The sequence below is a fragment of the Actinomyces sp. oral taxon 897 genome (assembly GCF_002999235.1).
Lineage (GTDB): Bacteria > Actinomycetota > Actinomycetes > Actinomycetales > Actinomycetaceae > Actinomyces.
This window is the reverse complement of the sequence record NZ_CP027236.1, coordinates 1,365,464-1,390,457: the sequence shown is the minus strand read 5'-3', so window position 1 is coordinate 1,390,457 and position 24,994 is coordinate 1,365,464. Positions and strand designations below refer to the sequence as shown.

At 72.6% G+C, this 24,994-nt stretch carries 26 protein-coding genes; 19 read left to right on the top strand and 7 right to left on the bottom strand.

What is annotated here, in order from left to right; all coding sequences use genetic code 11:
• Nucleotides 1-10 precede the first annotated feature (10 nt).
• Entirely contained in the window at nucleotides 11-2,011 is a 2,001-nt protein-coding gene (locus C3V41_RS05615) for a PspC domain-containing protein (protein ID WP_165271585.1), read from the bottom strand.
• Nucleotides 2,012-2,135: 124 nt separating this feature from the next.
• Here C3V41_RS05615 and C3V41_RS14160 point away from each other — a divergent pair, with 124 nt between their 5' ends.
• The 18 genes from C3V41_RS14160 to C3V41_RS05525 all read left to right on the top strand — a co-directional run bounded on the left by C3V41_RS14160 (nucleotide 2,136) and on the right by C3V41_RS05525 (nucleotide 19,868).
• On the top strand, nucleotides 2,136-3,440 hold the full coding sequence (locus C3V41_RS14160; protein ID WP_106109445.1) for a sensor histidine kinase: 1,305 nt from the start codon (nucleotides 2,136-2,138) through the stop codon (nucleotides 3,438-3,440).
• A gap of 155 nt (nucleotides 3,441-3,595) precedes the next feature.
• Nucleotides 3,596-4,258 (top strand): response regulator, encoded by a 663-nt coding sequence (locus C3V41_RS05605; RefSeq protein WP_106109444.1) that lies wholly within the window; start codon nucleotides 3,596-3,598, stop codon nucleotides 4,256-4,258.
• A 69-nt stretch (nucleotides 4,259-4,327) separates the two neighbouring features.
• Entirely contained in the window at nucleotides 4,328-5,527 is a 1,200-nt protein-coding gene (locus C3V41_RS05600) for a sialidase family protein (protein ID WP_254423698.1), read from the top strand.
• 70 nt (nucleotides 5,528-5,597) lie between these two features.
• A complete protein-coding gene (locus C3V41_RS05595) occupies nucleotides 5,598-6,512 on the top strand; it encodes an L-threonylcarbamoyladenylate synthase (protein WP_106109443.1) in 915 nt (304 codons plus the stop codon).
• Nucleotides 6,509-7,672: an MraY family glycosyltransferase gene (locus C3V41_RS05590; protein ID WP_106109442.1), complete on the top strand. Its 1,164-nt coding sequence runs from the start codon at nucleotides 6,509-6,511 to the stop codon at nucleotides 7,670-7,672. The genes C3V41_RS05595 and C3V41_RS05590 overlap by 4 nt, the downstream gene beginning before the upstream one ends.
• Entirely contained in the window at nucleotides 7,669-8,199 is a 531-nt protein-coding gene (locus tag C3V41_RS05585) for a pseudouridine synthase (protein ID WP_254423697.1), read from the top strand. The genes C3V41_RS05590 and C3V41_RS05585 overlap by 4 nt, the downstream gene beginning before the upstream one ends.
• Before the next feature lie 273 nt (nucleotides 8,200-8,472).
• Nucleotides 8,473-9,366 (top strand): F0F1 ATP synthase subunit A, encoded by an 894-nt coding sequence (atpB, locus tag C3V41_RS05580; protein ID WP_106109441.1) that lies wholly within the window; start codon nucleotides 8,473-8,475, stop codon nucleotides 9,364-9,366.
• Nucleotides 9,367-9,459: 93 nt separating this feature from the next.
• Nucleotides 9,460-9,681 carry an ATP synthase F0 subunit C gene (gene atpE, locus C3V41_RS05575; protein WP_106109440.1) on the top strand — a complete coding sequence of 74 codons (222 nt, stop codon included), beginning with the start codon at nucleotides 9,460-9,462 and terminating at the stop codon, nucleotides 9,679-9,681.
• Nucleotides 9,681-10,268, top strand: coding sequence for a F0F1 ATP synthase subunit B (locus C3V41_RS05570; protein ID WP_106109439.1), 588 nt, complete (start codon nucleotides 9,681-9,683; stop codon nucleotides 10,266-10,268). The genes atpE and C3V41_RS05570 overlap by 1 nt, the downstream gene beginning before the upstream one ends.
• Complete coding sequence (locus C3V41_RS05565) at nucleotides 10,265-11,089, top strand: F0F1 ATP synthase subunit delta (RefSeq protein WP_106109438.1); 825 nt, start codon at nucleotides 10,265-10,267, stop codon at nucleotides 11,087-11,089. Before C3V41_RS05570 ends, C3V41_RS05565 begins: the two co-directional genes overlap by 4 nt.
• Before the next feature lie 61 nt (nucleotides 11,090-11,150).
• Nucleotides 11,151-12,782, top strand: coding sequence for a F0F1 ATP synthase subunit alpha (gene atpA / locus C3V41_RS05560; protein ID WP_106109437.1), 1,632 nt, complete (start codon nucleotides 11,151-11,153; stop codon nucleotides 12,780-12,782).
• A gap of 1 nt (nucleotide 12,783) precedes the next feature.
• Nucleotides 12,784-13,713, top strand: coding sequence for a F0F1 ATP synthase subunit gamma (locus tag C3V41_RS05555; RefSeq protein ID WP_106109436.1), 930 nt, complete (start codon nucleotides 12,784-12,786; stop codon nucleotides 13,711-13,713).
• Nucleotides 13,714-13,797: 84 nt separating this feature from the next.
• Nucleotides 13,798-15,243, top strand: a complete 1,446-nt coding sequence (gene atpD / locus C3V41_RS05550) for a F0F1 ATP synthase subunit beta (RefSeq protein ID WP_106109435.1) — start codon at nucleotides 13,798-13,800, stop codon at nucleotides 15,241-15,243.
• Complete coding sequence (locus C3V41_RS05545) at nucleotides 15,240-15,569, top strand: F0F1 ATP synthase subunit epsilon (RefSeq protein WP_348641488.1); 330 nt, start codon at nucleotides 15,240-15,242, stop codon at nucleotides 15,567-15,569. Before atpD ends, C3V41_RS05545 begins: the two co-directional genes overlap by 4 nt.
• Before the next feature lie 13 nt (nucleotides 15,570-15,582).
• Entirely contained in the window at nucleotides 15,583-15,975 is a 393-nt protein-coding gene (locus C3V41_RS05540) for a DUF2550 family protein (protein ID WP_106109434.1), read from the top strand.
• A 287-nt stretch (nucleotides 15,976-16,262) separates the two neighbouring features.
• Nucleotides 16,263-16,958, top strand: a complete 696-nt coding sequence (gene nucS / locus C3V41_RS05535; protein WP_106109433.1) for an endonuclease NucS — start codon at nucleotides 16,263-16,265, stop codon at nucleotides 16,956-16,958.
• Nucleotides 16,959-17,247: 289 nt separating this feature from the next.
• Complete coding sequence (locus C3V41_RS05530) at nucleotides 17,248-18,432, top strand: winged helix DNA-binding domain-containing protein (RefSeq protein WP_106110693.1); 1,185 nt, start codon at nucleotides 17,248-17,250, stop codon at nucleotides 18,430-18,432.
• Between the two features lie 182 nt (nucleotides 18,433-18,614).
• Nucleotides 18,615-19,868, top strand: a complete 1,254-nt coding sequence (locus C3V41_RS05525) for an N-acetylglucosamine-6-phosphate deacetylase (protein ID WP_106109432.1) — start codon at nucleotides 18,615-18,617, stop codon at nucleotides 19,866-19,868.
• 893 nt (nucleotides 19,869-20,761) lie between these two features.
• Here the strand turns inward: C3V41_RS05525 and C3V41_RS05520 are convergent.
• The 5 genes from C3V41_RS05520 to rpmB form a co-directional block, all read right to left on the bottom strand.
• A complete protein-coding gene (locus C3V41_RS05520) occupies nucleotides 20,762-20,884 on the bottom strand; it encodes a ribosomal protein bL36 (RefSeq protein WP_106109431.1) in 123 nt (40 codons plus the stop codon).
• A gap of 53 nt (nucleotides 20,885-20,937) precedes the next feature.
• Nucleotides 20,938-21,189 (bottom strand): type B 50S ribosomal protein L31, encoded by a 252-nt coding sequence (locus tag C3V41_RS05515; RefSeq protein ID WP_106109430.1) that lies wholly within the window; start codon nucleotides 21,187-21,189, stop codon nucleotides 20,938-20,940.
• Nucleotides 21,190-21,427: 238 nt separating this feature from the next.
• Complete coding sequence (gene rpsN, locus C3V41_RS05510) at nucleotides 21,428-21,733, bottom strand: 30S ribosomal protein S14 (RefSeq protein ID WP_106109429.1); 306 nt, start codon at nucleotides 21,731-21,733, stop codon at nucleotides 21,428-21,430.
• A complete protein-coding gene (rpmG, locus tag C3V41_RS05505; protein ID WP_106109428.1) occupies nucleotides 21,733-21,903 on the bottom strand; it encodes a 50S ribosomal protein L33 in 171 nt (56 codons plus the stop codon). The genes rpsN and rpmG overlap by 1 nt, the downstream gene beginning before the upstream one ends.
• Nucleotides 21,903-22,139 (bottom strand): 50S ribosomal protein L28, encoded by a 237-nt coding sequence (gene rpmB / locus C3V41_RS05500; protein ID WP_165271584.1) that lies wholly within the window; start codon nucleotides 22,137-22,139, stop codon nucleotides 21,903-21,905. The genes rpmG and rpmB overlap by 1 nt, the downstream gene beginning before the upstream one ends.
• 49 nt (nucleotides 22,140-22,188) lie before the next feature.
• Here rpmB and C3V41_RS05495 point away from each other — a divergent pair, with 49 nt between their 5' ends.
• Complete coding sequence (locus C3V41_RS05495; RefSeq protein WP_254423696.1) at nucleotides 22,189-24,033, top strand: GTP-binding protein; 1,845 nt, start codon at nucleotides 22,189-22,191, stop codon at nucleotides 24,031-24,033.
• Nucleotides 24,034-24,256: 223 nt separating this feature from the next.
• Here C3V41_RS05495 and C3V41_RS05490 read toward each other — a convergent pair whose 3' ends face one another.
• On the bottom strand, nucleotides 24,257-24,781 hold the full coding sequence (locus C3V41_RS05490; protein ID WP_106109426.1) for a mycothiol transferase: 525 nt from the start codon (nucleotides 24,779-24,781) through the stop codon (nucleotides 24,257-24,259).
• Between the last annotated feature and the right edge of the window lie 213 nt (nucleotides 24,782-24,994).

Genomic DNA, 24,994 nt, shown 5'->3' with positions numbered 1-24,994 from the left:
GTGTCTTTCCTCAGTGCGTGGGTACGGCGGTGGGTGTGGGTGTCGTCATGCCGGCAGGGCTCGGCGTCGCTCCCGGCTGGGTGGCTTCCGGCTGGGCCCCGTCCGGGGAGGCGGTCCCAGTGCCTGTCGGAGACGGCGTGCTCAGGGCCTGTGACACGCAGGACTCGTAGCGGTGGTGCTCCCTGGAGCTCAGGTCGTTGACGGAGCTCCAGTCGTAGCCCGGCCTGTCGTCGACGTCGTCGAGCGCGCTGCGGACGCACTCCGTGGCGGTCCTGGAGGAGACTGCCGGGTGGGTCATCCCGGGGACGGGCAGGTCGTCCCCGTCGTGGACGACGCCGTCGGCCCCGGTCCAGCTGTTCACCACCCAGACGTGCTCGGAGGTGCTGCCGTACCAGGTCACGCTGTCAGTGCGGTCCTCGCGTACGCGCACGTCGCCGGTCCCCACCGACACGTCCAGCTCCAGGCCCCTGTCGTCCGTGGCGGTGGGGGAGGTGAACCTGACCGTGTGCCCCGCGGTGGTCTGCCTCACCGAGTACTCCAGGGGCTCCTCCCCGTTGGGAAGGTACGTGCCCGGGTCGTCCCCCGAGGTCCCGCCGGACTGGACGACGGCGTCCCCGGAGGTGCTCCAGCGGCTGGCGAACCTGCCCGTGGTGCCCCCCAGGGACACCGAGGAGCGGATCTGGAGCGGCTGCCCCTGCCTGGTCAGGACCTGTACGTCCCCCACGCCCATGGTGATCCGGGCGTGGGCCTTCACTGAGAGGTCGCTGACCTGCTGCAGGTCGACGGTCACGCTCCCGGCCACGTAGCTGCCCAGGTCCAGCGGGTGGTCGGGGCTCGTGCCCTGGAGCATGGCGTCAGTGACCACGATGGTGACCGGGTAGGGCTTGAAGCCAGCGTCAACCGACCCCGGGGGCATGGTGGAGGTGACGGCCAGCATAGGCAGGGCGACGGGGACGACCAACCAGCCCAGGCCCGTCATCCAGCCCCCGCGACGGCCGCGCAGGGAGGAGATAATGAGTCCCGCCCCCAGCAGCACCAACGGAATACCTGTGGTCAGAATCACGCACTGGACCAGGTTGAGGTGACCCGTCCGGTTCAGTACCCACGTGCACCCCGAGGCCAGGAGGATCAGCCCCAGGACCAGGAGGCTCAGGCTCCGGCCCGGTCCGAGGGCACGGCGCACCGCTCGGGGAGGGAAGCCCGGGTACGGCGCCCGGAGGCCCGGGGACGACGCATGGGGGCCCGGGTACGTGGCGGTGGGCGCTGGGTAGGAGGCGGGCCGAGGGGCCTGCCCCCGGGCCGGATCGGGCTGGGGGCCGGGGACCGACCCGGTCTGGTAGGCGCCGTGCGCGCCCCAGGAGTCCCCGTACCGGGCGGCCCGCCTCTGCTGCAAGAGCCAGTAGGCGCCGCCCACGGCCAGGCCGGTCCACAGGATCGAGACGAGGACGGAACCGACCCAGGACCCGGTGGACCAGAACGGGAACACGTCGTAGGTGAAGGCCGGTGTGCCAATGACCATGCAGGCCACGGCACCCACCAGGCCTGCCTCCACACGACCGTGAAGAACCTGCTCGGCGTGGATCCTGCCGTCGGACTCCTCGGGCAGGAGGAGCCACCCCAGGCCGTAGAGGATCAGGCTGACGCCGGTGAAGACGTTCAGCACCAGCCAGACACAGCGGACCAGGACCGGATCCACACCCAGGCGACGAGCCACGCCGCCCGCCACGCCCCCGACCCACCGCTCGTCACTGCGTACGATGCCAAGACGCCGCATCGAGGCGAAGAAGCTCGCACTCGCCGGGCGCGGGCTGCTGGGGCCGCCGGGGCCGTAAGGGGGGGCCTGCCCGGGGGGCACCGTGCCAGTTGGGCCAGTGCCGGGCGCGGTGCCGTTCGGAGCGGCGCCGGGCTGACCGGTGGGCTGGCCTGCCGGGCTGGCTGGGTCGGGGGTGCTGTTCTGACCAGCTGGGTCGGTGGACGGCCCGCTGGGGGGAGGGACCTGGGAGCTACTCATGGGACCAGGGTGCCCGCGCCCGCGCCCCGGGGCCATCAGGGATCACCCTGACCGGTCCCTGGTTCTGCCCCGAGTTCCTCCTGGGAGCCGCCCTGGCGGCACCGCGCCGTGCCACCATGGGCCCATGACCACCACGGCGTCGTCCGCTGCCCCGGGTCGGCTGCCTCTCAGGCGCCTTCCACGTTCCCCCTCGCGCTACGCCCCCCGGACCGGGGCCCGCCCGTGGCTGGCGCGCCCCGGCGCCCTGGTGGCCGGGGTGGGTGCCGGGCTCGCCGCCCACTTCGGGATCCCCGTCGTCCGCGTCCGCCTGGTCCTGGTCGCCCTGTGCCTCGTGAAGGGCTCCGGGCTCCTTCTCTACGTCCTGCTGACGGCGCTCGTGCCCAGGGGCGACCCCTGGGAGGAGGCCGTCGGCGCCCGCCCGCCCGCCCGCAGCCGCCTGGCCAGCCGTCTGGAGCAGCCCGTGGGCACCTGGCTCACCCCGCGCCTCAAGCAGCTCCTGGGCGGGGGCGCCCTGCTCCTGGCGGCCCTGCTCCTGCTGGCGTGGCGTCAGGGGGCGCTGGGCAGCAGCCAGGACATCGGCGTGGTCGGCCCCATGGTCCTGGTGGCTGCGGGGACCGCCCTGGCCTGGTCCCAGGCGGAGGCCATTACCTCCGACCGCCGTGACTGGGGGGCCCTGACACGCCTGGTCGGTGGGGTGGCTCTGGCCGGTGTGGGCATCCTGCTGTGGATCGGGGCGGACACGCCCCCGCGTGCCCTGCTGACCGGCGCGGTCATCGGGGTCGCGCTGGTACTGGTCACCGCCCTGGTCCTGACCCCCGTCTGGCTGCGCACCAACCGGGCCCTGGCCGACTCCCGCGCCGAGCAGGCCCGTGAGGCCGAGCGCGCCGATATCGCGGCCCACCTGCACGACTCCGTCCTGCAGACCCTCACCCTCATCCGCAAGCGTGCCGACGAGCCCGAGACGGTGGCCCGCCTGGCCCGCTCCCAGGAGCGTGAGCTGCGTGCCTGGCTCTACACCGACCGCCCCGAGCCGGGCACCTCCGTGGCTGACGCCTTCCGGGACCTGGCCGGGGAGGTCGAGGACCGCCACGGGGTGGCCGTGGAGACCGTCTGCGTGGGGGACCGCGTCCCGGACCGGGACACCGAGGTGGTCGTGGCCGCCGCCCGGGAGGCCCTGTCCAATGCGGTGCGCCACGGCGCCCCGCCCGTCTCCCTGTACGTGGAGGCCACCGGTGAGGGGGTCGAGGTCTTCGTACGCGACCACGGGCCGGGGTTCAGCCTGGAGGAGGTGGCCGCCGACCGCCACGGGGTACGCGAGTCGATCATAGGGCGCATGGAGCGCCACGGCGGCAGCGCGCAGGTCCGGCGCCTGAGGAGCGGTACCGAGGTCAGGCTGTGCCTGCCCGCGGCAGCGGACCCGACGGTGTAACCTCATGGCGGCCCCCGCACCCGGGCCCTGACCCGTCCCGTCGTCCGCGCCCCGCGTCTGCCGGAACGGTCCGTGCCCGGCCCCGGCGGTCCCCGGTCAAGTCAGGCCCTCAGGTGAGGGCGCCGGCACGCAGACCAGCATGTAACGAGGAAGACATGACAGGCACCTCCCTACGCCTCCTGGTGGTGGACGACCACCCCCTGGTCCGTGCCGGGGTGCGTGCCGAGCTCGAGGCCCACGCCCCGGACCTGGAGGTCGTCGCCGAGGCCGACGACGTCGAGGGCGCCGTCGCCGCCGTCCACGCCCTGACCCCCGACGTCGTCCTCCTGGACGTCCACCTGCCTGGGGGCAACGGCGGGGGAGGGGCCGAGGTGGTCACCTCCTGCCACGACGTCCCCACCACCCGCTTCCTGGCCCTGAGCGTCTCCGACGCCGCCGACGACGTGGTCGGCGTCATCCGGGCCGGGGCGCGCGGCTACGTCACCAAGGCCATCTCCGCCACCGACCTGGCCCAGGCCGTACGCCGGGTGGCCGCCGGTGACGCCGCCTTCTCCCCGCGCCTGGCGGGTTTTGTGCTGGACGCCTTCGGTGCGCCCGGGGAGGTGGCCGTGGCCGACTCCGAGCTGGACCGCCTCTCGGCCCGGGAGCGCGAGGTCATGCGCCTGATCGCCCGCGGCTACACCTACAAGGAGGCCGCCAGCGAGCTGTTCATCTCCGTGAAGACCATTGAGACCCACGTCTCGGCCGTGCTGCGCAAGCTCCAGCTGTCCAACCGCAACGAGCTCACCCGCTGGGCCGCCGCCCGCCGCCTGGTGTGAGGCGGCCCCACGCCGCCCCGTACCTGAGACACGCCGTCGCCCCGTACCTGAGACCTAAGGAGGTGCGCAGTGGACCCTGCGCGGACCATGACCCGAATGAGCGTCGCCGACGTCCCCGGCGCCCACCAGGGGGACAGCCTGCGCGTGCCCGCCCTGGTCCGCCTGCCCGGCGGGCGCCTCCTGCTGGCCCACGACCACCGCCCCGTCCCACGCCCCACCGACTGGGCCGGCAGGGGCGGGGCCCTTCCCGACGACCTGCCCAACCCCAACAGCCTGTGGCTGCGCACCGGCAGCGGGGGCTTCTGGGGGCCACCGCGTCGGCTCGACCCCGGCCTGCCCGGCGTCACCGGCCTCTCGGACCCCTGCCTCACAGTGGGCTCCGGGGGCGTCGTCCACCTGCTGGCGTCGGCCTCCACCGGCACCGGCCTCTTCGGCGCCCGTACCCCCACCCACCCCGCTGTCCCCGGGCAGCCCCCCGAGCCCGGGACCCTGCGCCTGCTCCACGCCGTCTCCCACGACGGCGGGACCACCTGGCGGTGGTCGGACATCACCGACGTCTGCCTGCCCAGTTCCACCTGGCCCCGGGGAGCCGTCGTCTTCCCGGCCTCCGGGCACGGGACCCGGCTGCGTCACGGCCCCTGGGCGGGCCGCCTCGTCCAGCCCGTCGTCGCCGCCCTGACGCCCCGGCCCGACGGCTCGCGCCCGGTGCGCTCGGCCGCGCTCCTGTCCGACGACTCCGGGGACACCTGGCGCCTGGGCTCGCCCCTGCCCGCCGTCCCCGGCACCGAGGCCACCAGCCTGGCGGGCGGCGCCGCCACCAGCGGGACCGACGAGCACGCCCTGGCCGAGCTGCCTGACGGGCGCCTGGTCACCAGCGCCCGTGACGGCGCCTACGGCGGGACCCGCTGGACGTCCTGGTCCACCGACGGCGGCCAGACCTGGGGCGAGCTCCTGCACGCCGACGACCTGCCCGACCCCGGCTGCAACGCGGGCCTGGTGGCCCTGGACGACGGGCGGCTGCTGCTCTCCCACGCCTCCTCCCTCCGCGCCCGACGTGCCGGGAGGCTCTCGGTGAGCGAGGACGGCGGGCGCACCTGGCGGGCGTGCGCGGCCCTGACGGGCCCTGAGACCCCCTTCGGCTACTCCGACCTCGCGGTCCTGCCCCTTGCCGGGGGCACGGCCCAGGTGCTCGTGGTCGCCGAGCACCCGCAGCCAGACGGCCCCACCACGCTGACCGTCCTCATGACGGCGCCGACCCGGCCGGCGTGACCGGCTCGTCGGCCGACCGCCTCGCGGTCGGGTACCGCCCGCGGGCCCCGGGGCGTGGGAGGATAGGCGCGTGACTGCCCCTGAGACGGACCCCGTACCCACCGCCGACGTGGCCCGCGCCGCGAGGTACGTGCGCGCTGGCGGTCTCCTCATCCTCCCCACGGACACCGTCTACGGCATAGGCACCACCGCCCGGGACGGGGACGCCGTCGCCCGGCTCCTGGCCGCCAAGGGACGGGGCCGTCAGGCGCCCCCGCCGGTCCTGGTACCCGGCCCCCAGGCCCTGGACGGCCTCGTGGCCGCCCTCCCCGCGGCCGGACGCGCCCTGGTGGACGCCTTCTGGCCCGGGGCCCTGACCCTGGTCCTGGACGCCGTGCCGCACCTGGGCTGGGACCTGGGGGAGACCGGCGGCACCCTGGCCCTGCGCATGCCCGACCACCCCCTGGCCCTGGCCCTCCTGGCCGCCACCGGCCCCATGGCCGTCACCAGCGCCAACCGCACCGGACGGCCCCCCGCCACCAGCGCGGCCGACGCCGTCGCCGCCTTCCCCGGCAGGGTGCGCCCGATCCCGGACCTGCCCGAGGCCGCCGAGGCCGCCGCCGCGCACGCCCCCATCGCCCTGCTCGACGGCGGCCCCACCCCCGGGCCGGTCCCCTCCACCATCCTGACCCTGGCCGGGGCGCACGCCACCGCCCCCGCCGTCCTGCGCGACGGCGCTCTGACCCGCTACGCGCTCAATGCGGTGCTGGCCGGGTGCGAGGGCGTCACCCCCCTGCCCACCCGGGCCGAGGGGGCTGCCCCTACCCTGCCGCGGGGCGCCACCCGGCCCCTGCCTCCCCAGGCCGGGGAGCCCAGGACCACAGCCGCGGAGCCCACGACCGCGGCCGCGAGGGCCGGGACGGCCGCAGATCCCGGGGCCGGGGGGGACGCGGGCGGGACCCTTCGCGGGTCGGCCCGGCCGCGTCGGGCGGGGGAGACGGCGTGAAGGTCTACGTCCTGGTCGCCCTCATTGCCGCCGCCGTCACCTACCTGTCGGTTCCCGTGGTACGCCACATTGCGCTGGTGGCCAACGCGCTGTCCCCGGTGCGCTCGCGGGACGTGCACGTCACCCCCGTCCCGCGCCTGGGCGGGCTGGCCATGTACGCGGGCTTCACCGTCGCCATTACCGTCGCCAGCCACATCCCCTACCTGGCCGGGGTCATGAACTCCAGCGCCTGGGCGGTGGTCCTGGGGGCGGGGCTGGTGTGCCTCCTGGGCGTCATCGACGACCTGTGGGAGCTGGACTGGATGACCAAGCTGGCCGGGCAGGTGCTGGCCGCCGGGGTCATGGCCTGGAAGGGCGTCCAGCTCATTACCTTCCCTATCGGCGGGCTGACCATCGGCTCGGCCAACCTGAGCCTGGGGACCACGATCGTGGTGGTCCTGGTGGCCATTAACGCCGTGAACTTCATTGACGGCCTGGACGGCCTGGCGGCGGGCGTCATCGGGATCGGCGCCACTGCCTTCTTCCTGTACGTCTACGTGCTCACGCGCTTTACCTCCCCGGGATCCTTCAGCTCCCAGGCCGCCACCCTGGTGTGCGCCCTCATAGGGATCTGCGTGGGCTTCCTGCCCCACAACTTCAACCCCGCCACCATCTTCATGGGCGACTCCGGCTCCATGCAGCTGGGCCTGATCTCGGCGGCCGTGACCATTATCGTCACCGGCCAGGTGGACCCCGCCAGCCTGCCGACCACCAGCGCGGTGGGCGTGTTCCTGCCCATTATCATCCCGGTGGCGGTGCTCCTGCTGCCCCTGACGGACATGGTCATGGCGGTGGTGCGCCGTACCCGGGCCGGGCTCAGCCCCTTCCACCCCGACCGCATGCACATGCACCACCGGCTCCTGGCCCGGGGCCACTCCCACCGCCGTGCCGTCCTGGTCATGTACATGTGGACGGCGATCACCGCCTTCTCGGTGGCCTCCCTGTCCTTCTTCCCGGCCCCGGCGGTCGGGGCGGCGACGGTGGGGGCGGTGCTGGTGGCCGTCCCCCTGACCAGCAACCTCGTACCCGGCCTGTTCCTGCCGCTGCCGCGCAGCATGCCCGGCCGGCACGCCCCGCCCCGCACGGGGCGCCGCACCCACCCGGCCAAGGAGAGACAATGACAAAGCCCACCACCCGGTCCCAGGACGCCCGGGCCACCCAGACCGCCCGGACCGCTACCGGGACCGGCACCGGGCTCGGTGCGGGGCCCGGCGCCGGACCTGGTGCCGCCCGCCCGGCCCTGACCGGGGCCGTGGCCCGCCTGCGGCGCCTGCTGCTGGGAGCCTCCTGCGTCCTGGTCGCCGCGCAGGTGGCCTGGACCCTGCTGGGAGAGCCGCGCCGCCCGCTGCCCACCCTCCTGGTGTCCGCCGTGGCCACCACGGCGCTGCTGTCCTCCATCTGGCTGGTCCTGGGGCGGATGGTGCGCTCCGGTACCGGGCTCGTGCCAGCCTGGGTGGCGGCTGGCTACGTCCTGCGCCTGGGGATCCTGGCGGCGGCCGTGGTGGTCGGGAAGGTCGCAGGCCTGGGCACCCGGATGATCGGTACCTCACTCATTGTCGCGGTCCTTACGGGGCTGCTCGCCGAGACCGTCGTGCTGGCACGCACGCGGATCCTCGTGGTGGAGCCTGACGCGGGCCCCCGCCCCTGAGCGACGCCCTGGCAGGCGAGGCAGGGCTGGCCCCCACGCCAGGCCCGCTCGGCCCCTGAGCGCCCCCGGGCGGGGCCAGGCGAGCCCACCGAGTGCCCGGGGCCAGCCGGTGTCCGCCTCGCCGCGGGCCAGGCCCTGGCTCTGCCCAATTTATCCTTCCCGGTGCCAATTATCCGTTTCAGTGAATGCGCGGACGCCGAGGCTGGTACCATGGGGGCCGACACACGACCTGGACCCAGGCCCGACTCGTAGACTCAGGAGGACGTCCTGTCCATGCAGACAGTCACCGACGATACCGTGACACCTCGGGTGGTACCCAAGGCGTATGCTAAGCCACGCTGGTACTGGGTCCTCGTGGTCCTCCTGTGCGCGGTCATCGTCGTCACGGCCGTGCCGGCCTTCAGCACCCAGCCGCACAGCCCCAGCGTGGAGGACTTCTTCCCCCACGCCATCGTGGGCGAGGGGACCTTCTACGAGCTCAACCGCCTGATCCTGGCGCGGATCGTCATGGGCCTGGCCCTGTGCCTGGTGGTGGTCCTGGGGGTGCGTCGCCTGACCATGGTCCCCGGCCGGGGGCAGGCGGTGCTGGAGCTCGCGGCCGACTTCGTGCGCGGCGGTATCGCCGTCCAGCTCCTGGGTCCCAGGAACGGCAAGCGCTTCGCCCCTATCCTGGCCACCCTGTTCTGGGCGGTGCTCGCCATGAACATCGCGGGCATTGTCCCGGGCATTGACATTGCCGCCTCCTCGGTGGTGGCCGTGCCCATGACCTTCGCGGCCCTGACCTACGTGGTCTTCATTGGCGCGGGCATCCGCGAGCGGGGGCTGGGCCGCTTCCTGGCCTCCCAGCTCTTCCCCCCGGGCCTGCCCAAGGGCATGTACCTGCTCATCACCCCCATCGAGTTCCTCTCCAACCTGGTGGTGCGGCCGGTCACCCTCACCCTGCGTCTGCTGTGCAACATGGTCTCGGGCCACCTGCTGCTGGGCATCACCTACTTCGGCACCACCAGCCTGCTGCTCCACCTCCAGGCCACCTCGCCCCTGGGCGCCCTGACCGGTGCGGCCATGGTCATCATGACCCTCTTTGAGGCCTTTGTGGCCGTCTTGCAGGCGTATATTTTCACCATCCTGTCCGGCGTCTACATCAAGCTCTCCATCGAGGCCCACTGACGTCGGCGGCTGGCGGCCCACCGACCTCACCAGCCGTCCCTACTGTCCAACCCAACACCCACCCACGGGTGGGGCAACACAAGGAGGAACTACATGAACGGCGTTAACCTTGTGGCCGCCTTTGCGTACATTGGCTACGGCCTGGCCACCCTGGGGCCCGCCCTGGGCATCGGCGTCCTCGTGGGCAAGACCCAGGAGGCCACCGCCCGCCAGCCCGAGGTCGGAGGCCGCCTGTTCACCAACATGATCATTGGCGCCGGCATGGTCGAGGCCCTGGGCCTGATCGGCTTCGTGCTGCCGCTCATTGTCAAGTGATGCTCCCGGTCATTGCCGCCGCCGCCGCGGAGGAGAGCGGGGGGACGGCGTTCATCCTGCCTCCCGCCTACGAGATCTTCTGGGCCGCCGTCGTCCTGCTGCTCATTGTCCTGGTGGTGGGCAGGTACGGCCTGCCGCGCATCTACCGGCTCCTCGACGAGCGCGCCGAGCGCATTGAGAAGGGCCTGGAGCTGGCGGCAAAGGCCGAGGAGGGGCAGGCCGACGCCGAGAAGCGTGCCGAGCGCCTGGTCCAGGAGGCCCGCCTGGAGGCGGCCCACATCCGACAGGACGCCCAGAACCAGGCCAAGGAGATTATCGCCCAGGCGCGCCAGGCCGCCCAGGTCGACGCCGCCGCCATCCAGGAGGGCGCCAGCCGCCAGATCCTGGCTGAGAAGCAGGCTGCCCAGATCTCCCTGCGCACCGACGTCGGTCTGCTCGCCACCGCCCTGGCCGAGCGGATCGTGGGCGAGCAGCTGCGTGACACGGACCTGAGCGCCCGGGTCATTGACCGCTTCCTCGACGAGCTCGAGAAGGCCCCGACCTCCCACGGCATTGACAACGGGGCCGCGGTGGAGGAGCTGCGGTGAACACCGGGACCGCCGCCACCCGTGCGACCGTGCGCCAGGCCTGGGCCCCGGTACTGCGCTCCGCCGGGGCGCAGGGCCAGGAGCTGGGCCAGCAGATCCTCGACGTCGCCCACCAGGTGGCCGTCGCCCCGCTGCGCGGCCCCCTGACCGACCCCGGACGCAAGCCCGACGACAAGGCCGACCTGGCCCGACGGCTCTTCACCGGCAAGGTCGACGACCGGGTGGTGGACCTGCTCCAGGCCATGGTGCGCGGGCGCTGGTCCCGCCCGGTGGACCTCATCTCCGCCCTGCACGACCTGGGGATCGAGGCCATCCTCATTGGCGCCCACGCCGACGGCACGGTGGGCGACATTGAGCAGGAGGTCTTCGCCGTCGCCGACCTGCTGGCGGCCGACCCCGCCCTGCGCCAGGCCCTCCAGCCCTCCAAGCGCACCAGCACCGAGGCGCGCGTACGCCTGGCCGAGCGGGTCTTCGCCGCCCACGTCTCCGCGCCCGCCATGAGCCTGGTGCGCTGGTGCGTGCGCCACCAGCCGGAGATCGCGGTCGGCGGGGTGCCCTACAACCTGCGCCGGGTGGCCGAGCGCGCGGCCGCCATCGAGCACCGCACCATCGCCGACGTGGTCACCGCCCAGCCCATGACCACGGCCCAGGAGAGGCGCCTGCGCCTTATCCTGACCCGCAGGCTGGGCACCGCCGTGGATCTCAACACGGTGGTGGACCCCGCGGTCATCGGGGGGGCGCGCATTACCGTCAAGAGCCACGTCATCGACCACACCGTACGCGGCACCATCGCCGACGTGCGCGCCCGCCTGGCGGGATGAGCCCGCCCGGTCGCGCCGCCGGTACCCAGACCACACACCAGTACACTCAAGGAGACGACAGATGGCAGAGCTGACCATCAGGCCCGAGGAGATCCGCTCGGCCCTGAACGAGTTCGCCGCGTCCTACAGGCCCGCGCAGGTTGCTGCCGAGGAGGTCGGGCACGTTGTCTTCGCCGCCGACGGCATCGCCCACGTCGAGGGCCTTCCCGGCGTCATGGCCAACGAGCTGCTCACCTTCGAGGACGGCACCGCCGGGCTGGCCATGAACCTCGACGAGCGCCAGATCGGCGTCGTGGTCCTGGGCAACTTCGGCGGCATCGACGAGGGCCAGGTGGTGCGCCGCACCGGTGAGGTCCTGTCCGTGCCCGTGGGCGACGCCTACCTGGGGCGCGTGGTGGACCCCCTGGGCAGGCCCATTGACGGCCTGGGGGAGATTCAAGCCGAGGGGCGTCGCGCCCTGGAGCTCCAGGCGCCCGGGGTCATGTCCCGCAAGTCTGTCCACGAGCCCCTCCAGACCGGGCTCAAGGCTATTGACTCCATGATCCCCATCGGCCGCGGGCAGCGCCAGCTCATTATCGGTGACCGCCAGACCGGCAAGACGGCCGTCGCCCTGGACACCATCCTCAACCAGAAGGCGGCCTGGGACAGCGGGGACCCGGACAAGCAGGTGCGCTGCATCTACGTGGCCACCGGGCAGAAGGGCTCCACCATCGCCGCCGTGCGCGGCGCCCTGGAGGAGCGCGGCGCCCTGGAGTACACCACCATCGTGGCCTCCCCGGCCTCCGACCCGGCCGGCTTCAAGTACCTGTCGCCCTACACCGGCTCCGCCATCGGGCAGCACTGGATGTACTCCGGCAAGCACGTCCTGATCGTCTTCGACGACCTGTCCAAGCAGGCCGAGGCCTACCGGGCCGTCTCCCTGCTGCTGCGCCGCCCACCGGGCCGTGAGGCCTACCCCGGCGACGTCTTCTACCTGCACTCCCGCCTGCTGGAACGCTGCGCCAAGCTCTCCGACGACCTGGGGGCCGGGTCAATGACCGGCCTGCCGGTCATTGAGACCAAGGCCAATGATGTCTCGGCCTACATCCCCACCAACGTCATCTCCATCACCGACGGGCAGATCTTCCTCCAGTCCGACCTGTTCAACTCCGACCAGCGCCCGGCCGTGGACGTGGGCATCTCGGTGTCCCGCGTGGGCGGTGCCGCCCAGGTCAAGGCCATGAAGCAGGTGGCCGGCACGCTCAAGCTCACCCTGGCCCAGTACCGCTCCATGCAGGCCTTCGCCATATTCGCCTCCGACCTGGACGCCGCCACCCGCGCCCAGCTCACCCGCGGCGAGCGCCTCATGGAGCTGCTCAAGCAGCCCCAGTACACGCCCTACCCGGTCGAGGAGCAGGTCGCCAGCGTGTGGACCGGCACCAACGGCTACCTCGACGACCTGGAGGTCTCCGATGTGCTGACCTTCGAGGCCTCCCTGCTGGACCACCTGCGCCGCAACTCCACGGTGCTGGAGACCGTCCGGAGCACCGGCGTGCTGGACAAGGACACCGAGGAGGCGCTGCGCCAGGCCGTGGAGTCCTTCCGCACCAGCTACCTGTCCGGAGGCCAGATGCTCGGCGCCCAGGCCGCCGCCCCCGAGGAGCCCGCGGGGGCCGAGCACACGGTCGAGCAGATCGTCGTGAGCAGGAGCTGACGTGGCCGGCAACCAGCGCGTCTACAAGCAGCGTATCCGCTCCACCCAGACCCTCCAGAAGGTCTTCCGGGCCATGGAGCTCATTGCCTCCTCCCGGATCGGGGCGGCACGCCGCAACGCGCAGGAGGCGGGGCCCTACGACGACGCCCTGAGCCAGGCGGTGGCCGCCCTGGGCACCTACTCCCACCTCGACGACCACCCCATCACCCGCAGGCGCACCGACACCCAGCGGGTGGCGGTCCTGGTGGTCACCTCCGACCGCGGCATGGCCGGGGCCTACTCGGCCACCATCCTGAGGGAGTCCGAGAAGCTCCTGGAGCAGCTGAGCGCGTCGGGCAGGGAGCCGATGGTCTTCACCTTCGGGCGCCGCGCCCAGAGCTACTTCTCCTTCCTCGGGCGGGCGGTGGAGTACTCCTGGGTGGGGGAGTCCGACCGCCCCAGCGACCACTCCATCGACGAGCTGGCCAGGGTGCTCCTGGAGTACTTCCTGGCCCCCGTCTCCGCCGGCGGGGTGGCCGAGCTGCACATCGTCTTCACCCGCTACGTCTCCATGGTCACCCAGGTGCCCGAGGTGCGTCGTATGCTGCCGCTGAAGATCGTGGACGTCACCGGCCCCGGCGAGCTCGACCGCTCCGAGGACGCCGACGCCCAGACCTTCGACTCCTCCCCGCTGTACGAGTTCGAGCCCAGTCAGGACGCCGTCCTGGACGCCCTGTTGACCCGCTACGTGTGCTCACGCATCCGCAACGCCCTCCTCCAGGCCGCCGCCAGTGAGCTCGCCAGCCGCCAGCAGGCCATGCACACGGCCACCGACAACGCCGAGGAACTCATCACCACCTACACGCGCCTGGCCAACGCCGCCCGCCAGAGCGACATCACCCAGGAGATCACCGAGATCGTCTCGGGGGCGGACTCCCTGGGCCCGGAGTAGCCGAGCGGGGCGCGCCGCTCAGCCGGGCGCCCGGCGTCGGGCCCCTCAGACCTACCTGCCACAACGGACACGGAAGAACGCACCATGGCTGACACCACCTCACCGACCCCGGGAACGGGGCACATCACCCGGATCATCGGCGCCGTCGTCGACGTCGAGTTCCCCCCCGAGGCGATCCCCGCGATGTACAACGCCCTCAAGGTGACCGTCCAGGCCACCGGTGAGGGCACCCACGCGCACGAGATCACCCTGGAGGTGGCCCAGCACCTGGGCGACAACATTGTGCGCACCATCTCCCTGAACCCCACCGACGGGCTGGTCCGCGGCACCCAGGTGCGTGACACCGGCGCCCCCATCTCCGTGCCGGTGGGCGACGTCACCAAGGGGCACGTCTTCAACGTCACCGGCGACGTGCTCAACCTGGCGCCCGGCGAGGTCCTGGAGGTCAGTGAGCGCTGGCCCATCCACCGCCAGCCCCCGGCCTTCGACCAGCTGGAGTCCAAGGAGCAGATGCTGGAGACCGGCATTAAGGTCATCGACCTGCTCACCCCCTACGTCCAGGGCGGCAAGATCGGCCTGTTCGGTGGCGCCGGCGTGGGCAAGACGGTCCTCATCCAGGAGATGATCCAGCGTGTGGCCCTCAACCACGGCGGCGTGTCGGTGTTCGCCGGCGTGGGCGAGCGCACCCGTGAGGGCAACGACCTCATTGTGGAGATGGGGGAGGCGGGGGTCTTCGACAAGACCGCCATGGTGTTCGGCCAGATGGACGAGCCGCCGGGCACGCGCCTGCGGGTGGCCCTGAGCGCCCTGACCATGGCCGAGTACTTCCGTGACGTCCAGCACCAGGACGTGCTGCTGTTCATTGACAATATCTTCCGCTTCACCCAGGCCGGCTCAGAGGTCTCCACCCTGCTGGGGCGCATGCCCTCCGCGGTGGGCTACCAGCCCAACCTGGCCGACGAGATGGGTCTGCTCCAGGAGCGCATCACCAGCGCCGGCGGGCACTCCATCACCTCCCTGCAGGCCATCTACGTGCCCGCCGACGACTACACCGACCCGGCCCCGGCCACCACCTTCGCCCACCTGGACGCCACCACCGAGCTGAGCCGTGAGATCGCCTCCAAGGGCATCTACCCGGCCGTGGACCCGCTGGCCTCCACCTCCCGCCTGCTGGCGCCCCAGTACGTGGGCCAGGAGCACTACGACGTGGCCACCCGGGTGAAGTCCATCCTCCAGAAGAACAAGGAGCTCCAGGACATTATCGCCATCCTGGGCGTGGACGAGCTGGGCGAGGAGGACAAGGTCACGGTGGCCCGGGCCCGACGCCTGGAGCAGTTCCTGTCCCAGAACCTCTACATGGGAGAGAAGTTCACCGGGGTGGCCGGCTCCACGGTGCCCCTGTCGGAGACCGTCGAGGCCTTTAAGCGCATTGCCGACGGCGACTACGACCACCTGCCCGAGCAGGCCTTCTTCAATATCGGTGGCGTCGAGGACCTGGAACGCCGCGCCGCCGAGCTGGAGAAGGGGTGAGCGCCGTGGCCCTGAGCGTCCAGATCGTCTCCCGGTCCAAGGGCGTGGCCTGGAGCGGGGAGGTCTCGCAGGTCTCCGTGCCCCTGGTCGACGGCGAGCTCGGGGTGCTGCCCGGGCGCGCCCCCATTGTGGCTATCCTGGGCACCGGGCGGGTCCGCCTGACCCCGCTGGAGGGTGAGGCGGTCGCCGTCCCTGTCCGGGGAGGCTTCTGCTCGGTGGACCACGACACGGTCACGGTGGCGGCGGACGAGGCCGGTGACGAGGCGATGGCCCCCGAGCCGTCCCCGGCATCGGGAACGGAACCGGCCTCAGGCGAGGCCTACTGAGAGGAGAGCGGTCATGAGCAGTCAGGCGTGGTTGGGTACGGTCCTCGCCCTCGCCCTGCTGGTGCTGCTCGCCCTGCTCTTCGTCGTCCGCCTGCGCTCGGTGGCCGGGCGGCTGGGCTCCTTTGAGTGCGCCTGGAGACCGTCCCACACCACCCGCTGGAGCAGCGGGGTCGCCATGTTCACCAATGACGCCCTGCGCTGGTACCGGCTCATGTCGCTGGCGCCGTCCCCGGCGCGCATATGGGCGCGCGGCTACCTGGAGATGGGCCCGGCCAGGCGCCGGGGGGCCGGTTCCAAGGTCGTGGAGGTGCCCTGTACCTCGGGGGACGTCGTCTTCGAGCTGGCCATGCACGAGGACTCCCACTCCGCCCTGGTGGCCTGGCTGGAGTCCACGGCACCCAGGTAGGTGGGGTCAGCCGCCAGGGACCGCGCCCTCCTCAGCCCGTCGAGCCCGCAGTGCCCAGGTTAGGTGGGGTCAGTGAGTCCGGTCCCACCGTCAGGGCGCGTACTCCCCGGTCCCAGGCAGGCGTCGGCGCTGTCCTGCGCGTGGGTTCGGGGGCAGGGTAGAGCCGGCCCTGGCCTGCCCTGCTCCGGTCTGCCCTGGGTGCGTAGGGCCAGCTCCGAGCGCGACAGCCTCAGTACGGCGACGGGTCCGGGTGCGTGGGCCCGGGTCCCTCCCGCTAGAGTGGCCTGGTGCGTGTCGTCATTGCCTCCTGCTCCGTGGACTACTCCGGGCGCCTGGACGCCCACCTGCCCCGGGCCACCCGCCTCATTATGATCAAGGCGGACGGCTCCGTCCTGGTCCACTCCGACGGCGGCTCCTACAAGCCCCTGAACTGGATGAGCCCGCCCGCGCACATGACCGAGACGCAGCCCGACGCCGACGACGTCAGGGCGGGGGTGAGGGCGTGCTGGGAGGTGAGCGCCGCCAGGACCGACGACCGCCTGGTCATCCGCCTCTACGAGATCCTCTCCGACGTCAGCTACGACCTGGGCGTGGACCCGGGGCTGACCAAGGACGGGGTGGAGGCCCACCTCCAGGAGCTCCTGGCCGAGCAGATCGAGCTCCTGGGGCCCGGGTACCGCCTGGTGCGTCGGGAGTTCCCCACCGCCATCGGGCCGGTGGACATTATGGCCAAGGACCCCTCGGGCGGGAGCGTGGCGGTGGAGATCAAGCGCGTGGGCGGCATCGACGGCGTCGAGCAGCTGACCCGCTACCTGGAGCTGCTGGGCCGCGACCCCCTGCTGGCGCCCGTCCAGGGGGTCTTCGCGGCCCAGACCCTGAGACCGCAGGCGCGCGTCCTGGCCCAGGACCGGGGCATCCGCTGCGTGGTGCTGGACTACGACGCCATGCGGGGCATGGACGACCCTAGCTCCCGCCTCTTCTGACGGGCTGCCGTTCGTCGGGCTGCCGGGGGCGTGCGTTGGCCGGTGGGCTGCCGTTTGTCGGGCCGCCGGGGACGTACGTTGGCCGGTGGGGACGTACGTTAGTCACCGAGGACGTACCCTTAAGGCACGTCCCCGCCAACGAAGGTACGTCGTCGCCGATGAGGGTACGTCGTCGTCGGTACGCCAGCCCCGCCGTCCGCGGCCTGCCGGGAAGGCCCAGCTAGAATCCTGCCCCGCACCAGAGGACACTCCGTGAGAGGACGCACCCGTGCCGGTCTCCCTGCGCGACATGAGCCTGGCCCGCATACTGGCCCAGGGGCTGGTGGCCGCCACCACCGCCCCCACCCCCGTCGAGGCGGTGCGCCGCCAGCTCGCCGTCCAGGGCCAGCAGGTCTCCGCCGTGCCCCACGCCCTGGTGGCGCGCTGCGCGGGCGCGGGCGGCAGCGACGTCGAGGCGGCCTTTGAGGCCGGTGAGCTGGTGCGGTCCTGGCCCATGCGCGGCACCGTCCACGTCACCACCGCCGCCGACCACCACTGGCTGCGTGCCACCCTCATGCACCGCAGCGACGCCTGGACCAGGCGCACCGAGGCCGAGCTCGGCATGGACGAGGCCCTGTGCACCCGGGCCGCGCAGGTCGCCCTGGAGCTCCTGGCCGAGCACGGGCCGCTGCCGCGCGCGGTGCTGCTCCAGGCCTGGGGCCAGGCCGGGCTCATGGGGTCCGCCGAGGAGCGGGACGTCATCTCCTACCGACGCCGCCACCTGCTGGTACGTCTTCAGCGTGAGGGCGTCCTGGTCCAGGGCCCCAGGCGCGGTAACGAGCACCTGGTGGTGGACGCCCGCTCCCTGCCCGACGCCGACCACGGTCCCGCGGGTGCGGACGTGCGTCACGGGGGCGCCGGGCACCGTGCCGCCTGCGCCGAGATCGCCCGCCGCTACGCCCTCGGGCACGGGCCGGTCAGCGTCGCCGACCTGGCCCGGTGGACCGGCCTGCCCCGCTCGCAGGCCGCCCAGGCCCTGGAGGACGCCGTCGAGCTCACGAGTTCAGCCGCCTACACCACCGACACGGCCAGCGGACAGGTGCCGGTAGTGCGGGTGGACACGGCCCTGCGGCCCCTGCCCGCGGTGACCGGCAGGAGGCCCGCACCCGGTACCTGCTACGCGCGCGCCGACCTGCCTGACCTCCTGGCCGCGCACCGCCGCAGTGCCCAGGCCACCCTGTTTCTGCCCTCCTTCGACGAGCTCCACGTGGGCTACCAGGACCGTACCTGCCTGACCGACGCCGCCGGTGAGCGCCTGATCTGCCCCGCGTCCAACGGCATGTTCCGGCCCCTGCTGGTGGACCGGGGCAGGCTCGTGGCCGTGGCCCCGGTGGCCCAGGGGCTGACCTGGCTGGGCGGGTCCCCGCCGTCGGCCCGGGTGGAACGTGACGTAGCCCGGGCCCTGGAGCGTGTGCGCAGGCGCCTGGCCGCCTGAGATGGGCAGGCGGCTGCGGCTGCCATGGCATGGTCGCCCCTGACTCCGCCCGCTGGTCGGGCGCTCGCGGCGGCTACGGGTGGGGTGGGCCCGTGCCGCGGCTCCGCAGTCCCGACCCGCGGGACCGCCGGCAGGGACGTAGGACGTCTGACAATGCCAGGGCGTCGCGCTAGCATGACCCCATGAGCAGCGTTGCCACGACCGCCTTGCGCGGACGAGTCGTCACCCCCCACGAGATCCTTGACGACGGACTGGTCGTCGTCACCGACCGTCATATTGCCTGGGTCGGCCGGGCCCAGGATGCCCGGGGCGCCGGGTTCGGCCGGGCCCTGGAGACCGCCTCCCCCGCCCCCGAGGGCGGCTACCTCCTGCCGGGCCTGGTGGACGTCCACTGCCACGGCGGCGGCGGGGAGTCCTTCCCCAATGCCGAGACCGCCGAGCAGGCCATGACCGCCGTCCTGGAGCACCGCCGCCACGGCACCACCAGCCTGGTGGCCTCCTGCGTCACCGCCAGCGGCGAGGTGCTGCGCGAGCGCACGCGGGTGCTGGCGGACCTGTGCGAGGCCGGGGAGCTGGCGGGCATCCACTTCGAGGGCCCCTTTGTCTCGGTGGAGCGCTGCGGCGCCCAGGACCCCACCTACATTGTCGACCCCGACGCGGCCCTGACCCGCGAGCTCATTGAGCTGGGGCGCGGGCACGTGGCCACCATGACCATCGCCCCGGAGAAGCCGGGCGTCACCGGTGACGACGGCGTCGTGGCCGCGCTGATCGACGGAGGAGCCCTGCCCTCCTTCGGGCACACCGACTCCGACGCCGCCCCCGTGCGCGCCGCCCTGGCCGACGCCGCCGCGCGTATTGCCGCCCGCCAGGAGGCGGGTCTGCCGGTGCGCTCGCCCCGCTCCACGGCCACCCACCTGTTCAACGGCATGCGCCCCATGCACCACCGCACCCCCGGCCCGGTGCCGGAGTTCCTGGCGGCGGCCCGGCGCGGGGAGTGCGTGGTGGAGATGATCGGCGACGGCGTCCACCTGGACCCCGCCATCGTCCTGGACATGTTCGAGACCCTGGGGCGGGACGACGTCGTCCTCATTACCGACGCCATGGCCGCGGCCGGCATGCCCGACGGCGACTACGTCCTGGGCTCCCAGCCGGTCACCGTCACGCACGGGGTGGCGCGGCTGACCCAGGGCGGCTCGATCGCCGGGGGCACCGCCCACCTCCTGGACGTGGTCCGTACCACCTGGAGGAACGGGGTGGGCCTGGTCGACGCCGTCTACGCGGCCAGCGTCCAGGGCGCGAGGATCCTGGGCGACCCCAGCATTGGCGCCCTCCTGCCGGGCCTGTGGGGCGACGTGGTGGTCACCGACGCCGACCTGGCCCCGGTGCGGGTCCTGCGACGCGGGCAGGACGTGGACCTGACCAGCCCGGCGGCCTGAGGGCCGTGGTCTGTCGGGTCCCGGCTCCGTCCGCCAGGGCTCCCGTGCCCGGGAGGACGTAACCTGCCTGGCTCCAGACCAAACCCCGCGCGTGGGGGCCTGCCCTGCTGGGAAGCCCGAGCTCCCGACCGGGCAGAGACCAAACCCTGCGCGTGGGGGCCTGCCCTGCTGGGAAGCCCGAGCTCCCGACCGGGCAGAGACCAAACCCTGCGCGTGGGGTTTGCCCACCTCCGGGTACGGGTGGGTGAACTTCAGGCCAGCCCGCACGTGGGGCCTGCCCGGGACCTGCTCCTGTCCAATAGCCTGCGTGGCCCGAGGGACGGCGATAGACCCGTTGCGCTCGGACCTGGCCGTACGCACGTCCTGCTGGCATGGCGGTAGGTGTGCGGCCCGGCGTGTCCGCCAGCGGGTGCTGGCCCGGGGTCGGGTGCTGACCGGGATGCTGCCCGGCCTCCTACCCGGTGGGGCCGGGAGCGCTGGGGGCACCAGGGACACCGGGTCCGCCAGCTGGCTCCCCTACCCGGTGGGGCCAGGGCTTGGTGGGGGCGGGCTGGAGGTATTAGGGCTACTGGCTCCCCTACCCGGTGGGGCCGGGGGCCTGCGAGGTACCTCGGATCCGGACCTGCACATTCATTTTACGATCAGCGATCATAAAATGGCGGGATCATGCGGATCCTTGTAGTGGTGTCGGGTCCGAGAACCAGGATGAATGTGCAACGGCGGCCGAGTTGCACATTCATCCTGTCCCAGGGTCCTGCTCGGGGAGGTAAAACGTTGAAATGACGCCAGCGCTCCGTCGGCACCTCCAGGATGAATGTGCAACACCGCCGGCCGCGGCCCCGTGCGGGACAGGGCGACGAGCACCCGAACGCTGGGTGAGGGTCCGGGCGCGCTCAGCCCTGGCGGGCCTTGAACCGGGGGTTCCTCCTGTTAATGACGTAGGTGTGGCCGCGGCGGCGCACCACTGTGGAGCCGGGCTGCCTGGCCAGGGACCGGATTGAGGCGCGGACTTTCATAAGTTCTCCTTATCTGTGCGACCAGTACGGTGCTGTCGAGGGGACGTGGTGGCTCAGCGCCTGCGCTTCCCGTAGCGGCGCTCGAACTTCTCCACCCGCCCGGCGGTGTCCAGGATGCGGCCCTGTCCGGTCCAGAAGGGGTGGGAGGCGCTGGAGACGTCCACGTCCACCACCGGGTAGGTCCTGCCGTCCTCCCACTGGATGGTCTGGGAGGAGGTCATGGTGGAGCGGGTCAGGAAGGCGAAGTTCGCGCTCTTGTCGCGAAAGACGACAGGATGGTAGTCGGGGTGGATACCGGGTTTCATAAGGTTCCTTCGTGGGTACGGACGGAGTGGTGGGCTGGGCGTGGGTACGGGCGGGCCGGAGGGGCCGGAGCGGGCGGCGGGCAGGGGCCGGAGGCGGCCGAGGTGGTGGCTGCTGGCGGGGTGGCCAGCCTGCTGCCGCACGGCGGAACCGGAGTGTTGACTCCGTGGGGTGGGCCGGGTGGCGGCCCACAAGTATGGGTATGACGCGGTCTGGCCCGTCGCCCGCGGGGCTGGTGCCCTACCAGGAGGACTTGACGATGCCGGGGAGCTGGCCGTGCAGCGCCATCTGGCGGAAGCGCACCCGCGAGGTGCCGGTGACCCGCAGGTAGCCGCGGGGTCGGCCGTCCACGGCGTCGCGGTTGCGCAGACGTGTGGGGGAGGCGTCGCGGGGCAGGGCGTGCAGGGCGGCCATGGCCGCGTCCCGCTCGGCCTGGGTCAGGTGGGGGCTGACCGAGGCCCTCCTCAGCTCGGCCCGTCGCTCGGCGTAGCGGGCGACCACTTTCTGGCGCCGCAGCTCGGCGGCAATCTTGGACTTCTTGGCCATTAGCGGGTCTCCTTGTACTCCACGTGGCGGCGTACGACCGGGTCGAACTTGCGCAGGACCAGGCGCTCGGGGGTGTTGCGGCGGTTCTTGCGGGTCACGTAGGTGTGGCCGGTGCCGGCGGTGGAGACCAGCCTGATCACGGGGCGCAGGTCCTTGGACTTGGTGGCCACTAGATCCTCTCCCCACGTGCCAGCATCTGGGCCACGACGACGTCGATGCCCTTGGCGTCAATGATCCTGATGCCCTGGGTGCTCACCGTCAGGCGGACCGTCCGGCCCAGCGAGGGGACCCAGTAGCGCTTGGACTGGAGGTTGGGGTTCCAGCGTCGACTCACCCGGCGGTGGGAGTGGGAGACGCTCTTCCCGAACACCGGGCGCTTGCCCGTGACTTGGCAGTACGTGGTCATGCAGTGCATGATAAGAATGGTTATCATTCATGGTCAACTTGGAGGTCCCGTGAGCCGCCCCACCGTCCACCGTCTGGCCCTGGTCAGCGCCGTCGACCCGGTGCTGCTCGACCTGACCGCCCTGAGCCTGTCCGGCCAGGAAGCCCTGGTCCTGACCGCCACCCTCCACAGCGGCCAGCGCCCTGACCAGGACGGCCTGACGGGCCCTGGTGCGTGGGATGCGTCTGCGCGCGGCCAGCGTGCGGACCCGCCCCAGGTGACGGGCCCTGGTGCGTGGGATACCTCCGGGCAGGAGGCCGAATGGCTGGGAGCGGACCAGGAGGTGCCCGGCCGGGAGGGGGCCGGCTGGGAGGAGGCCGGACCCCGTGACAGCGGTGGCTGGGACGTCCCCGGCTGGGAGGAGGGGCCCGGCTACGGCGTGGTGCGGCTGACCGGGGGCGCCTGGCATGAGCCGGTCCACCTGGACCTGCCCATGCGCCACGCCTGCCTCACCTGCTCCCTGCGTGACGCCCTGGCGGAGCTCGCCTGCTCCCGCGCCCAGGACGACCCCGGTGGCGCCACCATCGTCCTGCTGCCGCCCACCGTCGAGCTGCCCCACCTGGTGCCCGGGCTCGCCCACGCGCTGGAGGAGGAGCCGGGGGTGGCCCTGGCCGGGGTCGCCCACGTCATTGACACCCAGCGGGCCGTGGCTGACGTCCTGGGGCACCAGAGCCTGTCCGAGCTCGGTCTGGCCCTGACAGAGGGGGACCAGCGCTGCACCGGCGAGGTGCACCTGGTCAACCTCGGCTACGCCGACGTCATCCTGGCCCTGGGAGCCCAGGAGCCCGGCCGCGCCACGGGGGCGCGAGTACGACCAGTAACCGCACCCGTTAGCGAGCCAAAGTTCGGCCGCGCCACGGGGGCGCGAGGCGGGAGCAGGGGGACCGGGGAGCCCGACAGGGCCGGGTGCGAGTCTGTGGCCGGGTCCGGGTGCGGGTCTGGGCGTGAGTCTGAGGCCGGGTGCGGGGCTGGGTATGAGTTTGTGGCCGAGACTGAGGCCGGGTGCGGGTCTGGGCGCGAGTCTGTAGCCGAGATCGAGATCGAGATCGAGGTCGGGGCCGGGGCCGGGTGCGAGTCCGTAGCCGAGGCTGGGTGCGGGTCTGGGCGCGAGTCTGGGGCCAAGGCCGGGTCTGGATCCGGGGCCGAGGCCGGGCGCGAGTCTGTCGCCGGGTGCGGGTCTGGGACTGGCTCGAGGTCAGGCCCCGGCCAGGTAAGGGGTGGGGGACGGAAGGACGGAGGGTCCGGAGCCGGGTCCGCGCAGGCTGTACGGGCCGAAGATCCCGGGGCGGGGAGCTCGGCGGGGGCCGAGCTCGTGGAGCACCTGCGCCCCCACGACACCCTCCTCCTGCCCGGCCTGGAGCACCCCCTCGCCCAGGTCCTGCTGTCCCTGCGACACGATGCGACGGCGGCCCTGGCCCGCGTCCACCCGGCCACCACCCAGGCCTGGGGCGGGCCGCAGGTGCACGGGGCCTGGACCCTGGACCTGTCCTCCAGCCTGCCCTTCCACCCCGGGCGCCTGCGCGAGCTCGTCGCCGACCTGGCTGGCCAGGGCGTGTGCGCCCGCGGATGCTTCTGGCTGCCCAGCCGCCCCGGGCGGGTGTGCGTCTGGGAGCTCGCCGGGGGCGCCCTGACCGTGGGCGACGCCGGGACCTGGAATGACGTACCGCTGCGTGAGGGCCAGGAGCCTGGTGAGCCCCGCTGTCACCTGGTGGTCACCGGTCTGGGCAACCCCGGGGTCCGCGACCGGGTCCGGTGGGCCTTTGAGAGGATCCTCCTGCGCCAGGACGAGCTCGCCCTGGCCATGAGCTGGATCGGGGCCGACGACGGCCTGGGGGACTGGTTCGGGGACCGGTAGCCCGGCCGGGGGCGGTTAGCCCGGCCGGGGGGCGGGTAGCAGCCGGGGACAGGTAGCCCGGCTCCCGGCGCTGTGGGGCTCGGTGCCGTGGAGTGCGGTGCGGACCTGTTTGGCCCGGGCGGCCAGGGGGCACCCTGCTGGTGGGCCCGGTAGCGGCGTCTGCTGGTACCGGTTCCCACGGCGCAGGCCCACCGGCTCCGGACACCGTTGTGAGCGCGCGGTGTCAGCCCTCCAGGCCCAGCAGGCGCCGGGAGTAGACGGCCTGACCCGAGTGCTGGGCGGCGTCGTCGACAATGGAGACCAGGCGCGTGATCCGGGTGACGGGAGGGTTCCAGGAGGTGTCGATGACCTCCTCCAGGCAGGCCGGATCCAGGGTGCGCAGGTAGTCCTCAGCCAGGGCGTAGGCAGCATCCAGGTACTCCGTGAGGAGGGAGGTGCTGGTGACCCGGACCTGGGCCGCCAGGTCGGGGGTGTGGTGCCAGTCCTCGGTGTCGTCGGGCAGGGGGAGGGCAAAGCGCTGACTGAACCCCGCGGCGGTCCACAGCGGCTCGGTGCCTCGCAGGTCGCTGACCTGGAGGTCGATCTCGCGGGCGGTGTGCCACGCCAGCCAGGCCAGGGAGTCGATCCGGGGTGCCTTCAGGGGCTCGGGCTGGGTGTTCGCCTGCTCGGCGGTCACCCCGTCGAGCGCCCGGCCCAGGCGCTCCCGGGAGCGGGACAGGGAGTCAATGAGGACGTTCTTAAGGCTCATGGGACCAACCATAGGAGATCCGTGCCACTGGGCGGGGTCGCGACGCCGCTGGCGGGGTCGCGACGCTGCCGGGGCCGGGGACGGCTCAGGACGCTCTGCTGTTGTCTGCGCCAGACCAGGAGCCCCTGGCCAGCTAGGACCAGCCCGGGGGCGCCTGCGCCTACCGGGGTCGTCATGGAAGCCGGGCGGATGATCGCGTCGGTGTGGGGGGCG

Bases quoted from the DNA above. Each gene is read 5' to 3' on its own strand.
- C3V41_RS14160 (WP_106109445.1), top strand. From the start codon at position 2,136: ATGACCACCACGGCGTCGTCCGCTGCCCCGGGTCGGCTGCCTCTCAGG.
- atpA (WP_106109437.1), top strand. From the start codon at position 11,151: ATGGCAGAGCTGACCATCAGGCCCGAGGAGATCCGCTCGGCCCTGAAC.
- atpB (WP_106109441.1), top strand. From the start codon at position 8,473: ATGCAGACAGTCACCGACGATACCGTGACACCTCGGGTGGTACCCAAG.
- C3V41_RS05570 (WP_106109439.1), top strand. From the start codon at position 9,681: ATGCTCCCGGTCATTGCCGCCGCCGCCGCGGAGGAGAGCGGGGGGACG.
- C3V41_RS05525 (WP_106109432.1), top strand. From the start codon at position 18,615: ATGAGCAGCGTTGCCACGACCGCCTTGCGCGGACGAGTCGTCACCCCC.
- C3V41_RS05540 (WP_106109434.1), top strand. From the start codon at position 15,583: ATGAGCAGTCAGGCGTGGTTGGGTACGGTCCTCGCCCTCGCCCTGCTG.
- C3V41_RS05605 (WP_106109444.1), top strand. From the start codon at position 3,596: ATGACAGGCACCTCCCTACGCCTCCTGGTGGTGGACGACCACCCCCTG.
- atpD (WP_106109435.1), top strand. From the start codon at position 13,798: ATGGCTGACACCACCTCACCGACCCCGGGAACGGGGCACATCACCCGG.
- atpE (WP_106109440.1), top strand. From the start codon at position 9,460: ATGAACGGCGTTAACCTTGTGGCCGCCTTTGCGTACATTGGCTACGGC.
- rpmB (WP_165271584.1), bottom strand. From the start codon at position 22,139: ATGACCACGTACTGCCAAGTCACGGGCAAGCGCCCGGTGTTCGGGAAG.
- C3V41_RS05515 (WP_106109430.1), bottom strand. From the start codon at position 21,189: ATGAAACCCGGTATCCACCCCGACTACCATCCTGTCGTCTTTCGCGAC.
- C3V41_RS05490 (WP_106109426.1), bottom strand. From the start codon at position 24,781: ATGAGCCTTAAGAACGTCCTCATTGACTCCCTGTCCCGCTCCCGGGAG.
- C3V41_RS05530 (WP_106110693.1), top strand. From the start codon at position 17,248: ATGAGCCTGGCCCGCATACTGGCCCAGGGGCTGGTGGCCGCCACCACC.
- C3V41_RS05520 (WP_106109431.1), bottom strand. From the start codon at position 20,884: ATGAAAGTCCGCGCCTCAATCCGGTCCCTGGCCAGGCAGCCCGGCTCC.
- C3V41_RS05615 (WP_165271585.1), bottom strand. From the start codon at position 2,011: ATGAGTAGCTCCCAGGTCCCTCCCCCCAGCGGGCCGTCCACCGACCCA.
- C3V41_RS05585 (WP_254423697.1), top strand. From the start codon at position 7,669: ATGACAAAGCCCACCACCCGGTCCCAGGACGCCCGGGCCACCCAGACC.
- rpsN (WP_106109429.1), bottom strand. From the start codon at position 21,733: ATGGCCAAGAAGTCCAAGATTGCCGCCGAGCTGCGGCGCCAGAAAGTG.